The organism is Streptomyces sp. NPDC058964, assembly GCF_042741275.1.
Lineage (GTDB): Bacteria > Actinomycetota > Actinomycetes > Streptomycetales > Streptomycetaceae > Streptomyces.
In genome coordinates, this window is record NZ_JBHYKH010000036.1 from 16,246 (window position 1) to 32,511 (window position 16,266).

15 protein-coding genes are annotated in these 16,266 nt (G+C 71.3%); 12 read left to right on the forward strand and 3 right to left on the reverse strand.

Annotated features, from left to right (window positions below; genetic code table 11):
* Positions 1-3: 3 nt before the first annotated feature.
* Complete coding sequence (locus ACFW2E_RS07325) at positions 4-744, forward strand: ABC transporter permease subunit (RefSeq protein WP_384462736.1); 741 nt, start codon at positions 4-6, stop codon at positions 742-744.
* 548 nt (positions 745-1,292) lie between these two features.
* Here the strand turns inward: ACFW2E_RS07325 and ACFW2E_RS07330 are convergent.
* Both ACFW2E_RS07330 and ACFW2E_RS07335 read right to left on the reverse strand, forming a co-directional pair.
* Positions 1,293-2,786, reverse strand: coding sequence for an FG-GAP and VCBS repeat-containing protein (locus ACFW2E_RS07330; protein ID WP_384462739.1), 1,494 nt, complete (start codon positions 2,784-2,786; stop codon positions 1,293-1,295).
* Between the two features lie 54 nt (positions 2,787-2,840).
* Complete coding sequence (locus tag ACFW2E_RS07335; protein ID WP_384462742.1) at positions 2,841-4,259, reverse strand: FG-GAP repeat protein; 1,419 nt, start codon at positions 4,257-4,259, stop codon at positions 2,841-2,843.
* Between the two features lie 581 nt (positions 4,260-4,840).
* On the opposite strand from ACFW2E_RS07335, the gene ACFW2E_RS07340 reads away from it, so the two are divergent.
* The 9 genes from ACFW2E_RS07340 to ACFW2E_RS07380 all read left to right on the forward strand — a co-directional run bounded on the left by ACFW2E_RS07340 (position 4,841) and on the right by ACFW2E_RS07380 (position 12,493).
* Positions 4,841-6,610, forward strand: coding sequence for a SpoIIE family protein phosphatase (locus ACFW2E_RS07340; protein ID WP_384462745.1), 1,770 nt, complete (start codon positions 4,841-4,843; stop codon positions 6,608-6,610).
* A gap of 788 nt (positions 6,611-7,398) precedes the next feature.
* The gene (locus ACFW2E_RS07345) at positions 7,399-7,659 is read left to right on the forward strand and encodes a hypothetical protein (protein WP_384462749.1); all 261 of its coding nucleotides are present in this window, start codon (positions 7,399-7,401) and stop codon (positions 7,657-7,659) included.
* A 78-nt stretch (positions 7,660-7,737) separates the two neighbouring features.
* Positions 7,738-8,079, forward strand: coding sequence for a hypothetical protein (locus tag ACFW2E_RS07350; RefSeq protein WP_384462752.1), 342 nt, complete (start codon positions 7,738-7,740; stop codon positions 8,077-8,079).
* A 132-nt stretch (positions 8,080-8,211) separates the two neighbouring features.
* On the forward strand, positions 8,212-8,706 hold the full coding sequence (locus ACFW2E_RS07355; RefSeq protein ID WP_384462755.1) for a DUF5994 family protein: 495 nt from the start codon (positions 8,212-8,214) through the stop codon (positions 8,704-8,706).
* 379 nt (positions 8,707-9,085) lie between these two features.
* A complete protein-coding gene (locus tag ACFW2E_RS07360; RefSeq protein ID WP_384462758.1) occupies positions 9,086-9,424 on the forward strand; it encodes a MerR family transcriptional regulator in 339 nt (112 codons plus the stop codon).
* A gap of 231 nt (positions 9,425-9,655) precedes the next feature.
* Entirely contained in the window at positions 9,656-9,859 is a 204-nt protein-coding gene (locus tag ACFW2E_RS07365) for a cold-shock protein (RefSeq protein WP_384462761.1), read from the forward strand.
* A 262-nt stretch (positions 9,860-10,121) separates the two neighbouring features.
* Complete coding sequence (locus tag ACFW2E_RS07370; protein WP_384462764.1) at positions 10,122-11,663, forward strand: DEAD/DEAH box helicase; 1,542 nt, start codon at positions 10,122-10,124, stop codon at positions 11,661-11,663.
* Positions 11,664-11,741: 78 nt separating this feature from the next.
* Positions 11,742-12,149, forward strand: coding sequence for a CBS domain-containing protein (locus ACFW2E_RS07375; protein ID WP_384462767.1), 408 nt, complete (start codon positions 11,742-11,744; stop codon positions 12,147-12,149).
* Between the two features lie 56 nt (positions 12,150-12,205).
* A complete protein-coding gene (locus ACFW2E_RS07380) occupies positions 12,206-12,493 on the forward strand; it encodes an SCO5918 family protein (protein WP_384462770.1) in 288 nt (95 codons plus the stop codon).
* Between the two features lie 431 nt (positions 12,494-12,924).
* On the opposite strand, the gene ACFW2E_RS07385 is transcribed toward ACFW2E_RS07380, so the two are convergent.
* Entirely contained in the window at positions 12,925-13,608 is a 684-nt protein-coding gene (locus tag ACFW2E_RS07385; protein WP_384462773.1) for a TNT domain-containing protein, read from the reverse strand.
* Between the two features lie 604 nt (positions 13,609-14,212).
* Between ACFW2E_RS07385 and ACFW2E_RS07390 the strand changes: the two genes are divergently transcribed.
* Together ACFW2E_RS07390 and ACFW2E_RS07395 are read left to right on the forward strand one after the other, a co-directional pair.
* Positions 14,213-14,521, forward strand: a complete 309-nt coding sequence (locus ACFW2E_RS07390) for a hypothetical protein (RefSeq protein ID WP_384462776.1) — start codon at positions 14,213-14,215, stop codon at positions 14,519-14,521.
* A 211-nt stretch (positions 14,522-14,732) separates the two neighbouring features.
* Positions 14,733-16,088, forward strand: a complete 1,356-nt coding sequence (locus ACFW2E_RS07395) for a hypothetical protein (RefSeq protein WP_384462779.1) — start codon at positions 14,733-14,735, stop codon at positions 16,086-16,088.
* Positions 16,089-16,266 lie beyond the last annotated feature (178 nt).

Sequence of the window (16,266 nt, forward strand, 5' to 3'; positions counted from 1 at the left end):
GACATGCACACCCTGATCCGCACCGAGGTGCTGAAACTGCGCACCGTCCGCAGCCCATGGCTGCTCCTGGCCGCATCCCCCTTGCTCGTGATCGCCGGGGTCAGCGGTCTGGTGGTCTCCGGCGACAAGGCGCTCGATACGGCCACGCAGAGTGACGCGCTCGCGCACGTGGGCCTGACCTCGATGTTCACGCTGGTCTTCGGGATCCTCGCGGTCGCCGGGGAATACCGGCACAAGACGGTCACCGACACATACCTGAGCACTCCCGCACGCGGCCGCGTCATCGGGGCGAAGCTCCTGGTCCACTCCGTCTTCGGCGCGGTGTCCGGAGTGGTGAGCAGCCTCGTCGGCCTCGGCGTCGCCGCCGCCTGGTGGGCGGACAAGGGCGTGTCCTTCGCGTGGACCGACTCGCAGATGTGGGCCACGATCGCCGGCGGCATCGCCTGGGACGCGGCGTTCGCCGCCATCGGCGTGGGAGTCGGCGCGCTCGTCCGCAGCCTGGTCGGCGCGGTCGCCGTCGCGCTGGCGTGGGTCGCCCTCGTCGAAGGCATCGTCGGCCAGCTGATCGGCGGTCTCGCCCGCTGGCTGCCGTTCAACGCCGGTCAGGCACTCGGCGCCGGGGCCAGGGCAATGACGACCGGGGACCTGCTGCCGCGCTGGGGCGCCGGCGCCGTCCTCGCCGTCTACATGCTCGTCTTCGCGGTGCTCGCCGTCACCACGTCCATGCGCCGCGACGTGTCCTGAGCCGGCAGTGCGCAGCCGGTTGGCTCTGGGGGCGAATGCCGGACGCCGGAACGCCGCTCCCTCCGCCGAGGCGGACAACTCGCTGAGGCCGCGGAGAGCACCCTCCCGGACCCTCGGCCGAAGGCGTGCCCATGGCGTGCCCTGCAGAGCGGACAGCCATGGTCGGCAGCGGTGCCACCAGACCCCCACGCCTGCGGCGGCGCTGCAAATCCTTGCGGGTCAGAGCGCACAAGGGCATCCCAGCGCCGTCGCTTCCCGGGCCGAGAGCGCGATTGCCGGCTCCGGCCCCGCGTCCGCGAAGCGGGGCCGGTCGTCTCCGGCCTCGGCGAGAACCCGGGCGCCGGGCTGGACGCCGGGGCCGGGGAAGCCGAGCGCGATCTCAGCGTCCGGGTGCTGAGGGAAAGTCCCTTCGACCGCCTCGGCAAGGTCGGGGCGGCTGGTGGGCCCGGTCGGAGCGGAGGACGTCACGGAGCCGCCCGGCCTGGGCCGGGCGGCTCCGCTCGCGGCCCGCACAGGCCGTTGCGCCAGGGCTCGAAGGCCGGGCCGCGCTAGCCGCGGCCGATCACCAGCCCGTACTCCAGGGCGCTCGTCGACGACGGCAGCCCGAGGCTCCCCGGCGTCAGTGCCCTCGAACCCGTCGCCGTCGGGCCCTGCGCGGTGCCCGGGAGGAGCCAGACGCCGCCCTTGGCGGAGTTCTCGCCGGGAGTGCCTACCGCGAGGTCCGCGTAGCCGTCGGCGTCGTAGTCCTGGAGGCGGACCGATGCGCCGAACCGGTCGCTCGACTCCGCGCTGCCCGGGACGCCGCTGCTGTTCTGGGTGAAGCCGACGCTCGTCGCCGTACCGCCGGAGGACAGCAGGCCGGTGGCGGTGCCGTGTACGAGGACCACCGTGCCCGCGTTCTGCCGCGAGCCGACCGCCTCGTACTCGTCACCTATGGCGAGGTCGGCGTAGCCGTCTCCGTCGACGTCGCCCGCAGCGACCGCTGCGCCGAGGCGGTCCTCGGACTCGGCGGTGCCGGCGATGCCCGGAGTGTCCTGCTGGATCTCCTGGGTGCGCGCACCGAAGCCGCCGGACTTCGAGCCGTACGCCACCTTCACCAGCCCGCCCTTGAACACCTCGGCACGGCCCGTGGAGTAGTCCGCGCAGTCCGGAGCGTCGTCCTCGTAGTTCGGGTAGCAGTAGCCGAGTGCCAGGTCGTCCGTGCCGTCCGCGTCGAAGTCGGCGGCGGCGAGGGAGGCGGCGGAGGCCGTGGTGCTCCACAGCTGCACCGGGGCGCCGTCCTGCCAGCGGTAGATCCGGACGAATCTGCTCTCCGTCGCCTTGACCGAGACCGCGAGGTCGTCGTCGCCGTCACCGTCGAAGTCGCCGGTGGCCAGGGCGGTCACGCGGCCGAAGTCCGCCCCGGCGACCTCCCCGCTCAGGGTGTCCGGGGAGTCGGCGGTGAGCGGGCCGGGACGCAGCACGGCGCCGCCGTGCTCCTCGCCGCTGAGGCCGAGTACCAGGTCGGTGCGGCCGTCGCCGGTCACGTCCCCGGCGGCGATCACCGCGCCGACCCGGGAGAACTCACTCGTACCTCGCGCGACCGTGTAGCCACCGCTGGTGAAGCCGGAGGCAGAGCCGCGCAGCACGGTGACGGTGCCTTGTTCGGCGGACTTGTCGGCGGAGAGCGACTCGCTGGAGGCGCCCACGACCAGGTCGGCGTAGTGGTCGCCGTCGACGTCCGCGGCGGTGACCGCGGAGCCGAAGAAGTCACCCGCCTCGGGAGTGCCCGGCACTCCGCTCGTGGCCTGGCTGATCCGTACGGAGCCGTACTTGCCCGGGCCGTCCGGGCCACCCCACACGACGTTCACATAGCCGGCCCCGGCCTTGTCGCCGACCTGCGCGGAGGGCACGCCCACCGCCAGGTCCGGGTAGCCGTCGCCGTTGAAGTCTCCCTGCGGCGCGGCGGCGTCGGTGGGCTGGGCCTGAGCGGCGGTGGGCGCGGTCAGGCCCAGCAGGGTCGCCGCGCAGATCACCGCCGCGGAGAGAACCTTGTTACGCATCGTTGTTCGCGTCTCCTCGTAATACTCAAGGCAGTTCGGTGTGAAACGGTGTGGTCAGCGGGCGAAGACATCCGCGAACTTGCGGCCCTCGGCCATCGGATAGCCGAAGTCGGTCGCGTTGAAGGCGGTTGCGTACGACGTCGTCAGGCCCGAAGTCACGCCGCGCAGCACCCACGCCGCCCCGTCGTCGTAACCCCCGGCCACCACGTCCTCGCCGAACGCGCCGATCGCCAGGTCCGCCCTGCCGTTGCCGTTGATGTCGCGCAGCCGCAGCGAGGAGCCGAAGTGGTCGCCGGCCTCGGCGGTGCCCGGTACGCCCGGCGTGGCCTGGTGGAAGAACTGGGCTCCGCTCGTGGTCAGTCCGGCCGAACTGCCCTTGAGGAAGACGACGTCGCCCACGTTCCGGTGGCCGTCCACGTCCTCGTACGAGGCGCCGACCGCGATGTCCGCGTAGCCGTCGCCGGTCGCGTCGCCCACCGCGACGGCGGCGCCGAAGTCGTCGCCGCTCTCGTCGGTTCCCGGGACACCGGGGCTGGCCTGGGTGTACGTCTTGCCCGTGGCGGCCGGTCCGGCCGCCTTGCCGTACCGCACGGTGAACGAACCGCCGTTGGCCACATCCGTGTTGCCGGTGACCAGGTCGTCGTATCCGTCGCCGTTGATGTCGCCCGCCGCGACGGCCCGGTCCCAGGCGGCGCCGCCCTCGGCGCCGCCCTCGGCCAGCACCGAGTAGGAGGAGCCGATGTCGCCGGGACCGCCGCGGAGCAGACCCACGTAGTTACCGGTGCTGTCCGTGCGCCGGCCGTACAGGACGAAGTCGCTGCCGTCGGTGCTGGAGAAGTGGCCGGCGACGACACCGTCCAGGCGTACGCCCGCGGGGAGGAACCCCACCTCCGGCGCCAGCGCGCCGTCCTGGGTGGGCTTCCCCTCGGCGTACCACCAAAAGCTGTTGGCACCGACGACGACCAGGTTGCCGGTGCCGTCGCCGTCGAGGTCGGCGAAGGCGGCGCCTGTCCCGAACCCGACGGCCCCGGCGTTCGGGGCGGTGAGCATGGTGCCGCCGGACGTGAACGGGTGTGCTCCGCCCCAGACGATGGTCACCGAGCCGTCCGGCTTACCCGTGATCTGCTCATAGGGTGCGCCGACGATCAGGTCGGCGTAGCCGTCGCCGTCGACGTCACCGCTGGTGACGTTCTCGCCGAACTGGTCGCCGGGCTCCGAGGTCCCGGGGACGCCCGGGGTGTTCTGGGTGATGTTCACGGACCGGGCGGGGCTGACGCCGGAAGACGAGCCGAAGAGGACCGTGACCGTCCCACCGCTCGCCTTGGGCGTGCCGATCGCCAGATCGCGATACCCGTCACCGTTGAAGTCGTCCCACAGCCCGGACGGCGCCGCAGCGGCACTGGGAGCACCCAGCCCCGCGACGGCAAGGGCAGCAGTCACCACAACGGCGAAGGTACGTATCCGCAAGGTCATGCTCCCGTCAGTGAACCGAGGTTTCAGCGAGATACGACACGCGCGATGAACAAAGGGTTGTACACGAAAAAGCACAGGGTGAACGCGCGACGCCGCCCCGGGCGTCGCGGGTCGAGCAGGGTCGGCGCGGTGAAAGCCGGCGCTGCCGGCGAGGCAGTGACAGCGACCCGGCCGTTCGGTCAGGGCGGCCGCCGCACCGGCCGCACATGACCGCGGCCTCCCGGGCTGAGAGCGCGAGTTCGATTCTCGTCACCCGCTCCATGGTTGAGGCCCAGGTCGGAGACCTGGGGCATTTAGGCGTGTGCGGCGCACCACCCGCGCGGGCCAACCCGCCCTACGGCGCCCCACAAACACCCCCGGCCCCCCCGTGCACACGGAGAGAACCGCGACGTCCGATGCCGCGATCCGTACCGGCAGTGGCAGGCCCGGCAGGAGCAGCCGAACGGCGGTGTCGCGCGTACGCCGTCGTGTCGGCCGTGCGGCCGGGTACTCGCAGAGGGACCATCGGGGCACCGACGCCTCCGTGCCCCCCGGGGGGCCGGGCCTCCGGCGGCGGTGCGGTCTGTGCAGGGAAGGGCGGCGTGGTGGAGGGCTTGAGGTCCGGCGGAGAGCACGAGTGGCGGCTGTCGGCAGCGGAGCCGGGTCTGTGGCAGCGGGTCGTCGATCAGCTGGGCACGGCCGTGGCCGTGATCGACCCGGCGGGGCGGATCGTCGCGGTCAACCCGGCCGCAGAGCGGCTGCTGGGGCGCGCGGCAGCGGCGATGTACGGGCAAGACCTGCACGACCTGTGCCATCGGGACCCCGGGGGCGCCCGGATCCCACGAGAGCACTGTCCGCTGCTGCGGGCACTGGCCGAGGGGCGTTCGGCACGCGGGGACGACGACAGGAGCCTGAGGGGTGACGGACGGCTGACCCCGATCTCCTGGTCGGCTACGCCGCTGACGGACGATGGCGATTCCCAGGGCATGGTCGTGCTGATCGTCGAGACGGCGGCGGACCGCGGTGCCCGCAGGGAACGTGCGGAACGTGCCGAGCAGGCGCAATGGGCGGAACGGGCGGAACGAGCAGCCCATGCGAGCGCTCTGGAGAGTCTCGCCGAGCGGCTGACGCTCGTCGCGGAGATCACCGACGTCCTCGGTCAGACCCTGGAGGTGGATGAGGCCCTCGCCCGGCTGGGCCGGCTTCTGGTTCCCCGCCTTGCCGACTGGGCGGCGGTGGACCTCCGGGTCGGCTCCCGCCAGGTGCACCGGGTCGCGGTGATGGGCCCCGACGGCCGCGACGCCGGCCAGGAGGACTGGCGCGGTCATCTTCCGCCGGCCGGGAAGGCGGCCCACTCGCCGCTGGTCCAGGTACTGAGCGGCGGCGATCCCGTGCTGCAGGACCGGACGGGCAGGGAGGCACCGCCCGACTCCCCGCTGGCCGCCGTCCACAGCGCCTTCCTCGGCGCCACCGGTGCGGCATCCGTCATCACGGTGCCGCTGGGCACCAGACGGCAGGTCACCGGTGCCCTGACATTGGTGCGCACCGACCCGGCACGACCCTTCGACACCGGCGACCTGAACGTGGTGAGCGACATCGGCCGCCGGGTCGGCCTGGTCATCGACAACGCCCGCCGGTTCGGCCGGCAGCGCGCGGTCGCCGAGGCCATGCAACACAACCTCCTCCCCCCGCTGCCCCGGCACGGCCGGTTCCAGCTGGCCGCCCGGTACCAGCCCGCGCCGGCCGGCTCGCAGGTCGGTGGCGACTGGTACGACGCGTTCACCCTGAGGGACGGCACGCTGGCCTTGGTCATCGGCGACGTCGTGGGCCACGATCTGACCGCCGCGGCAGGCATGGCGCAGCTGCACGGCATCCTGCGCTCCCTCGCCTGGGACCACACCGGGCCGACCGGTGCCGTCGTGGACCGTCTCGACGACGCCATGCACGCCATCACCACCGTGCCGATGGCCACCCTCGTCCTCGCCCGGGTGGAAGGCCCCGACACCGGCCCCTGGACGCTGCACTGGACCAGTGCCGGGCACCCGCCGCCCCTGCTGCTGACCCCCGACGGAAACGCGCAGTACCTCGAAGCCGGGCAGGGACTGATCCTCGGAACCCACCTGGGGGCCGGCGGTCACCGGCCGAGCGCCTCCCACGTCCTGCCGCCGGGGTCCACGCTGCTGCTCTACACCGACGGCATGATCGAGGTTCCCGGCAGCGACCTGGACACGGGGCTCGGCCGACTGCGCCGCCATGCCCTCTCGCTCGCGCACGAACCGTTGGACACCCTGTGCGACGAGCTGTCGGCCCGGACGCCTCCCGGCAGCACCGACGACATCGCCCTCCTCGCCCTGCGCCTGCCCATGCCCTGACCGGGGCCGAGGCGTGATCGACGACGGGGGTGCCCACGTCCCCGGAGCGGCACCGGAACGCGGAACGGACCGGGCGGCAAGGTCGTACGGGCGTGGTCTCCGGCGCCTCGCCACCCGGAGGCGGCACGGGGGAGCAGATTCCCCGGAAGGTGTCCGTCGAAGCCCTCCCACACGGACCGTCGCTGCCCGCGGGAAAGCCATGGGCGCATCCGGTCAAAGCGGTGGTCTCCGCGATTGCGGTCAGCGGCGGGTACGCGGACCGTCGTGCGTCGGCCACGAGATGCCGCAGAAAGGCCGTACGCGCCTGGATCCACACCCATGGGCCGCCCCCAAAGACCTCCGCGTACAGGTCGTGCCCAGCTCCTGCAGGCGGTCATCGACCCGGCCGGTGTCGGCGTGCGGAGGCGTTCTCCCGAGAGTGGCACCGTTGTCGGAGCCGTACGCGGCATGCCCTCGGCGTGTGCACCGTACTCCCGGGCGGGCCCGCCACAGTGGCCCGCCGGTCGCCGACGACGCCGGCGTCCGACGCCGAGAAGGGCACCGGCCTTCCGCAGGGCTTTCGCCGCTTCCCGGCACAGGCCGGCTCCGCTCGCCGCCCGGTCACCGGACGGGGGGGGCCCCGACCCCCCCCCGGGCGGGGCCGGCGGCGCCCCCCCCCCCCCCGGCCGCCCTTACCCGGCATACCCTTCAGAAAGGGGCCGTCGTGGAAACGCGCCGCGGTTCCCGAGCCGTCGCCCAGCCTGCCGGGCAGCGACCGCTTCGTGCCCGTCGCCTGCCAGGAGGTCCATATGGATCACGAGCCCTTGCCCTCCGAGAGCCACGCCGAGGTCCGCATCGTCGCCGCGACGCCGGAGGTCGCCCGTCGTGTCGCCGAAGTGCTCCGGCACTGCTTCGCCTCGAACGAGCAGCGCAGCTACCCCGCCGGCCGCGGAGGAGGGACCCGGCTCCATCTCACCCTCGACACCGCGCACGCCGCGGAACCCGCACGGTCCTGGCTGGCGACCAGCGAATCGACAGGCCATGACCAGACACACGCCGACGAGGTGTGACCCGGGTCTGTGAGGCCACCAGGATCCGTCGTCGCGTCCGTCCCCGCGTGGCCGTCAACACCTCGGAGAACGACAGCCATGACGAAACTCCACGAACGCCAGCACAACCGCAAGTCGGTCCTGACATCCCTGTACGAGGCTGCGGAGCACAACCGCCCCGAGGTCAGCGGATCGGTGCTCCGCGCCGAGCTGGGCCTGCCCGACGAGGACCTCTCCGCCGCCTGCGCCTATCTCGCAGACGAGGGCCTGATCAGCGTGGACTGGACCTCGCACCAGACCCCCGCGGCCGTGTCACTGACGCACGAGGGCATCCGCCTGATGGAGGAGCAGGAGGAGGAACAGGAGGAGGAACAGGAGGGGGATCGGGAGGGGGATCGGGAGGATCTGGAGGAGACGGAGAAGACACAGTCGGACGGCTGATCCGCCCTCTTCTCCTCGACCGGGAGTAGCCTGACCGTACCGAGAGCCTTTTGCGCCGCGACCGGCGGTGCCGTTCCCGGCGAGTGACGAAACGGGCAAGTCGTCCCACGACTTCCGGGACGGGACCGCACGATGGAACCCAGCAGAACGCCGGCGGAAGGCGCGTCCGCGGACGACTCGCACACGTACCGCATGCCGCTGCCCCGTCTGACCCTCACCCCGGACGTCAGCCATGGCCCGCTGGACGGAGCCTGGTGGCCGCGCTGCGACACGCTGGAGCTCGAACTTCCCTCGCTCGTCAGCTCGCTGGAGCCCGACTCGGACACCACGGTGCGGGTCACCGTGGACCCCGCCGAATGGCCCGACGCCCCGCACACGGTCATGGCGCCCGGCCGGGTGATCGACGTGGAGCCGGCCGGACCCGGGAGCGAGGCGCACGTCATCACCCTGGACTGCGGCACCGTGGGACGCTGGGTGCTCCTGGTCGTCCCGCCCGAGGAGCCCGCCGGAACAGCAGCCCGGCTGCTGGCCACCGCCGCCGACCCCGAGAACCCGCTGACCGCCGCACGGATGCTGGCACTCGCCGAAACCGGTCGCCTCGGGGGCACGCCAGAGGAGGCGGAATGAGGCACGCGGCCCGTCGGGAGCCCCCGCGGCCGGGACGGCGGACCGGTCGCGACTACCGTCCTCTCGCGGGCCGTTGACCACTCAGGACGGAGCACCCGCGCCCTTCGGGGGTGCCGTATCGTCCGCGCACGCGGCGAACTGGACACGCAGACCGTGACGCACTGATCCGTGCCCTGGCCAAGGCCCGCGGGGCCGGGCTGCTCCGCCCGACGTACGGCGGCTCGTCAGGCTGTGCACGGAGGGAATCTGTCACGGCGAGGCCACATGTCCGTGCCTGCCGGAGTTAGGGTTGTCGCACGAGGCAATGGTGCTGACTCCTTCGGAGCACGGCTGTCGCGTGCACCCAAGTCCCTCGCCGCGTCCCCGAAACGAAGGTGCTATGCCCGCTGAGAACGCCCCTGTCGCCGGCAACCTCGACGACGACGACTACCCCGCCTACACCATGGGGCGGGCCGCGGACGTTCTCGGCACCACCCCTGCCTTCCTCCGGGCCGTCGGCGAGGCCGGGCTCATCACCCCCCTGCGTTCGGAAGGCGGCCACCGCCGGTACTCCCGCCGCCAGTTGCGCATCGCCGCCCGCGCCCGGGAACTGGTCGGCCAGGGCACCCCCATCGAGACCGCGTGCCGCATCATCTCTCTCGAGAACCAGCTCGACGACGCCCTCCGCCTGAACCGGGAAATACGCCGGAAGCTGGACGAGCACGGCGCGGATACCTAGTCTCGCCAGTACAGAAATACGACCTCCGGCGGGATGAGAACTACCGGACGATCCCGAATACGCATGGCCGTTTCCATCCGGCCTGTGTTAACGTGATAACAGCTGCAGTATTGATTGCCAGAGATTTTTTTCTTTGCAGAGCTTTCCGGATGTTTCCGGAGGGGTGATCATCGCGGCGACTCGACTCCGTAAAGTGCGGAGTCCGGCACTGCCCCCCAAGGGAGATTCAATATGGCATCTGGCACCGTGAAGTGGTTCAACGCGGAAAAGGGCTTCGGCTTCATCCAGCAGGACGGTGGCGGCGCTGACGTGTTCGCCCACTACTCGAACATCGCCACCACCGGCTTCCGCGAGCTTCAGGAAGGCCAGAAGGTTACCTTCGACGTCACGCAGGGCCAGAAGGGCCCGCAGGCCGAGAACATCGTTCCCGCCTGACACTGACGCGAACTGTCGCGAACCAGTGGTTCGCGCATCATGTGGCTGGGGCCCGCGCTCTTGGGGTGCGGGCCCCAGCTCATTGATTTTCCCGCTTTCCGGATTGCCCGGACCGCCGGCCGCCCCCAGCTTCAACGCCATGAGAGCCGGCTCTTCTTATTTTTCTTCTTTATTTTTCCTTCGGCTCATTCTTGCGAATCCTCGTGCGGTCGTCACCGCTGGGCGGAATTCCTCGATACGCCGCATCGAGGAAGGTTCCTCCATGAACCGCACCCGCCGCACCGGCGGCATTTCCGGTGGCTTCCGCGCGGACAGAAAGCCCACGCGCTCGACAGGCTCCGCTCCTGGCAGCCGCTTCCGTACGCAGGAGACGGGCCGCCAGGGTCCCCGTCCGGGCATCGGACGAAAGAGCGGCCCGGGCGCACGCGCCACCCCGCGCCGACAGGAGTTCGCCCTGCCTGTCACCCACACCGAGCCGCTGCCGGCGGTCGAGACGTTCGGCGAACTGGACATGCCCGCACGGCTGCTGGCCGCGCTCGCCGCCGAGGGCTTGACCGTGCCCTTCCCGATCCAGGCGGCCACGCTGCCGAACGCGCTGGCCGGCCGGGACGTCCTGGGCCGGGGGCGCACCGGCTCGGGCAAGACGCTCGCCTTCGGCCTGCCTCTGCTGGCCCGTCTGGACGGGCAGCGGGCCCAGCCCCGGCAGCCGCTCGCCCTCGTCCTCGTCCCCACCCGGGAACTGGCCCAGCAGGTCACCGACGCGCTCACCCCCTACGCCCGCGCCCTGCGGCTGCGGCTCGCCACCGTGGTGGGCGGCACGTCGATCGGCCGTCAGGCGAGTGCGCTGCGCGGCGGCGCCGAGGCCGTCGTCGCCACGCCCGGCCGTCTCAAGGACCTCATCGAGCGGGGGGACTGCCGACTCGACCGGGTCGGCGTCACCGTCCTGGACGAGGCCGACCAGATGGCCGACATGGGCTTCATGCCGCAGGTGACCGCACTGCTCGACCAACTCCCTGCCGGCGGCCAGCGGTTGCTCTTCTCCGCCACCCTGGACCGCAACATCGACCTCCTGGTGCGCCGCTACCTCCACGACCCCGTCGTGCACTCGGTCGACCCGTCCGCGGGCGCGGTCACCACCATGGAGCACCATCTGCTGCACGTGCGCGACGCCGACAAGGACACCGCCACGACCGAGATCGCCGCTCGCGCCGGACGCGTGCTGATGTTCCGGGACACCAAGCACGCGGTGGACCGGCTGGCCGAACACCTGCTGTCCGTCGGGGTGCGTGCCTCGGCCCTGCACGGCGGCAAGTCCCAGTCACAGCGCAACCGGACGCTCGCCCAGTTCAAGGACGGTCACGTCACAGTCCTGGTGGCCACCAACGTCGCCGCCCGCGGAATCCACATCGCGGGCCTCGACCTCGTCGTGAACGTCGACCCTCCCGGCGACCACAAGGACTACGTCCACCGCGGCGGCCGTACGGCACGCGCCGGCGAGTCCGGCACCGTCGTCACCCTCGTCCTGTCGCACCAGCGGCGCGCAGTGGACCGCCTGATGGCCGACGCCGGAATCGCTCCGAACACCGTCCGAGTCCGCCCGGGCGAGGCCGAACTGCATCGCATCACCGGCGCCCGGACCCCCTCCGGCGTGCCCGTCACCCCCACCGCACCCGTCGGCGGACGACGCGACGAGGGCAAGGGATCCGCCGGCCGGAACCGCAGGGGCCGGGCCGCCGGCCGTGGCGAGAGCGGCCGGGCCGCCGACCGGGCCCGTCGTCGGCCTGCCCCGGGGAACAACCCATAACCCAGGCACCGGGATGCGCTCCCTGTGGTCGCGACGAGCGTCGCCCGTCCTGCCCGCCCCGACGAAGAGGAGAAGCCCATGACCCCGCTTCCGCCCCGAACACGGCAGGCCGACAGCGCCGACGGCGCCGGTCTGACCGCCCGGGACGCCATGCACGCCCCCGGGCCACAGGTCGACGACCACATGATGGTCGACGTGGCCCTGTCCGTGCTCATCGGTGCGCGCGTCCCGCACCTGCTCCTCCAGGACGAGGACGGGCGGTGCGCGGGCCTGGTCACCCGGGCCCAGCTCGCCGCGCACCGCGGCGGCTCGTGGTACAACGACCGGACGCGGCTGCGGGACATCCCGCTCGACCGCGGACCTTTCACCTCGTCCATGGCCGCACTCGGCGAGGCGGAAGCCGCCATGCGGGTCCGGACCCTGGACGTGTCCCCCGTGATCGACGAGCACGGCTACGCCCTGGGCGTCCTCGCTCTCACGCCCTGACCGCCGTCGCGCGGTCGGCGTCTCCGGTGTTCTTCCCCACCCCTGTGGAGGCATCCATGCGCTGTGTCATCGCCCGTTTCCCCTTCGACCTGATCAAGAGCGAGGTCGAGCAGTCGATGAGCGGCATCACGCCCGAACCCGTCACCGGCGTGTCCGTGACCATCAGCCGCCGCGTCTACCCCGTGATGCAGGTCGGGGAAGTGATCACCCGGCTGAACCGCCGGGACTTCACGACGGGGGAGATGCGCCGGGCACTGACCCGGCTCGGCTTCACCTGCCACGACGCGCGCCCGGTCAGGCCGGCCCGGGACGCGCGAGCCGACGAGGATGCGCTCGGTTGGTGACGCTTTCCGGGGCAACGACAGGCCATGCGCCATTTCGGGTCGGAGGACCGAGGATGTGGCACCCGGCCTGCGAGAGGGCCGGACGCGTGAACCGCGTCCCGTAAGGGCCAACGGTTCGGCGATGAGCCGCGAGCCGCACGAGACCGGTACGGCCCGCTCCGCCCGGTTGTCGCCGCCAGGCTGCCCGGCGACAACCGGTGTGGCCTGTAACGAGCCGCACCCACAGCGCTCCGCATGTGTGCGCGCATCTCGCACCGCCCCGCCGGTGACTCCGTGTCCTCCGCGTGCCCTCGAGAACGGACAACCAGGGTCCGTCCAGCCCCCTTCGAGCCTGCGGAGAGAGCGCGTGTTTCGCAGGTCAGCGCCTCTGCGCCGACCCGAGCGCCGTCGCTTCCCAAGCTGAGAGCGCGAGTTCGCCGGGTCCCCTCGCGTCAGGTCACCGGCAGCTCCGCCAGGTAATTCGTGCTCTTCAGTTCCCCGACACTCTTCACCGTCGCGTATTGCACGCCCAGGCCGGGCTGGGCGAACCAGGGCCTGGCGGGACCGGCCTGGACGGACAAGGCCTTGGTGACCCGGTACAGGTGGTAGCTGTTCGGGTGGGCCGCCTCGAACGTGATGAGGTTGTTCGGCGGAATCGCGCGCTCGCCATAGGGGGTGCCCGCCGGCGCCAGGAAATGACCGGAGTCGCCCCTCCCGAAGAGGTCGAGCAGCGTGCCCACAGGGAGTGTGGCGCGCCGTTCGACCGCTTGCTGGTTCCTGATGACGAAACCGCTGTTGCTGGGGTACCACCAGCCCGACTCCCCCGTCGGAAGGTTCGTCTGCCAGTAGCACTGGAAGAACACGCTCTGCGGCTTCCCGCCCAGTCGGTCGTAGCCGCGCAGGATCTTGCCGATCGGACCGGTTCTGGGAAGGTTCTTCGGGCCGAGGCGCCAGTCACCGTGGTAGTAGACCTGCTCGACCTGAGGTGCGGCGTTCGCAACTCTGACCCGGTTCTCGACCGGGCAGACGCCGCCACGGGATGTACGGGCCGTGTCGGCCTGGACTGTGGCTGGTGAGGAGCCGAGCAGCAGGAGTGCCGTGAGCGCACCCCACACCAGATGTCGCGAACCGCGCAAGGGATATTCCTCCTCCTGAAAGCGCCTTCTCGGGAAGGGGGCCCAGTCCACCGGCATCGCGGGCGGCTCAGGGGCAGGCGCCACCGTCACACACCCGAATGTCGGCGCACGAACCCTCTAATGACCGAGCGGCGGTCATGAACCGGCGGTCCGGCACGCGCCGGAAACCGTCTGATTCGTCGCTACGGCCTGGACCCGTTCGACGGAATCCCGTGACACGAAACACCGAACGGGCCAGATGTTCCCGCAGGTGCATGCGTTCACTGTGGGAATCTCGCCGCGAAAGCGAGAAGGCGATGGGCAGGCGAGGCAATGCCCAGTGCCGAGCGAAAGGAGCGCGACAGTGTCCGAACGCAAGAGGTCGTTTCGATCCGGCGAACGCCGCCCGGGTTACGCATGGCGCCGTAGCTGCCTTTCCGCGGTGACGGGGGCGGTCGTCTCGTGGGTTCTCGTCGCCCCGCCCGCGGTCGCCCAGAGCGCCGTTCGCTTGGAGGGGCGCACCGACTCCGGCGCCCGCGGAAACTCCGACCACAGGTGCTCGACCGGTCGCGATCTCGCCTCTGCCGTGGTGGACAACGGGGCTTTCGCGGGCACGCAGTTCCGCGTGACGACGGACAACAAAGGGCGTGCGTTCTTCAACGACAGCCGGGCCGAAGGAGACTGGATCAATCTCGCCGCCATCCCGTACGCACCGAGCTGCGTGGTGGATGCCGCTCTCGGGTACACCGAGAGCGGAGCCACCCCTGCCGACCCCGAGAAGAAGCCCAACAGCCTCTACGTGGACCTGCTGGCCGCGAACGGCACCGTCTATCAGGCCGTGTGCACCGTCAGCACCGAGGTGTTCAGGGCCCACAACATTGCGGCGTTCTGCGGAGACCGTTTCATCCGCGTACCGGGTACGCCCGTGGGCTGACCGGCACGGCGCAGCCGGGCCCACCTGTGCTCGGGCCAGTGCTCCGCGGCACTGAAGCGCGACACTCCCACGGCCCACACGGGTGTACGGAAGGCGGGTCAACTCCCCGCGAGCCCGTGGAGGACGGCATTCCGGAGGGGAAGCCTCGGTCGGGCCGCACGACGCGGCCCGACTCCGCCCCGCGTAGGAGCGGTACATACAAGGAGGGCCCTTGCGTACGCGCACATCCCGACTCACCTTGGCTGCGGTATCCGCAGCTCTGCTGCTGCCGCTGGTCGCGGCTGCCCGGCCGCCCGGGGTACCGGCCGCCGGTGTCCCCGACCGTCCAGCGGTGCGGGTGGCCACGCCGATGCGCCCCACCAACGGCAACTGGGTTGTGAAGTGGCAGCCGGACGACTACGCCGGCACGATCTCCAGCCTGCGCACCGCGCTGGACTTCCAGCAGGGTTACACGTACACCACGCTCGCACAGCTGTTGCAGCACGCCGACAGCACGGCGACCGCGAAGTGCCCGCGGGCCACGAGCCGGCAGCAGAACGGCGCGCTCTACGACGGCGTCAACCCGGCGAACTGGTTCTGCCTGCAGGACGATGCCCTCGACTCCGACGCCCGGGACCCCAACTGGATGCCGCAGGGCATCAGCGGCACCTCGGACGCCCACGCCGACGGCACCGTCAACGGTTCCCGGGCCTTCGCCTTCACCTGGCACTATTCCGGCAACAGCCGGTCCCGGGTGACCTTCCTCAACGAGGAGCCGCAGCTCGGTACGTCGTCGCACAAGTACCAGCACGTCCTGTTCGTCCGGCCGGTCATGAAGGGGAACAAGGCCGACTTCGAGAACGTGGCCACCCACGCCGGCGGCCTGCTCTGGTACCACGACTACTTGCTGGTCGCGGACCGTGCCAGCGGCCTGCTCGTCTTCGACACGCGCAGGCTGTGGGACATGCAACAGAGCTCGCAATGGAATCCGGCCGACAAGTCCCGGATCGGCCTGCAGGGCGGCAAGTACAGCACCTACGGCTACCGCTACGTGCTGCCGCTGATCGGCCAGTGGCAGACACAACTGCCCAACGGAGGGAAACTGTCCCAGAGCTGCACCTCCAACAAGCGGAGCCAGCCCTGCTACGACTACACGGGGCTGGATCGCAGCACCTCACCGCCGACCATGCTCACGGGGGAGTTCTGCAACGGCAACGGCAACTCGAGCGGGTGCCCGGGCCAGGTGGCCCGGTGGACGATGCAGACGGGCAACTGCACCGACGGCTGCCTGGCAAACACCTCAGGCGTGGCCCGGGCCACCGCGGTCTACACACAGCCCGACAACTACATCCAGGGCGGCATCTCGTGGAAGGGCGTCTACTACTTCACCGCGAGCCACAACCGCACCACACTGGGCACCCTCTACACCGACCGGCCCAACATCGCCCCGCGCTTGTACGAGGCGGGCGTGGGCGTCCAGGATCTCTACTGGCTGCGGTCCGGCGGCCCACAACTGTGGTCGCTGACGGAGTTCCCCGGTCGCGGGAAGCGCACCCTGTACGGGGTGACGCCGCCGTCCGCCCCGTGACGCCTCCCCGGTACCGGCGGCGACACCGCCCGTAAGGGGACGCGCTGCCCGGCGAACCATCGATTCTCGACGCCCGCTCCAGCAGAGACCCCCCGGGGTACCACCCGGGGGGGTGTTGTGTGAGGGCCGGCGGGCGGGTGCGGCACCGCCGGGGCACCGGTGGGTGTGGGTGGAACGT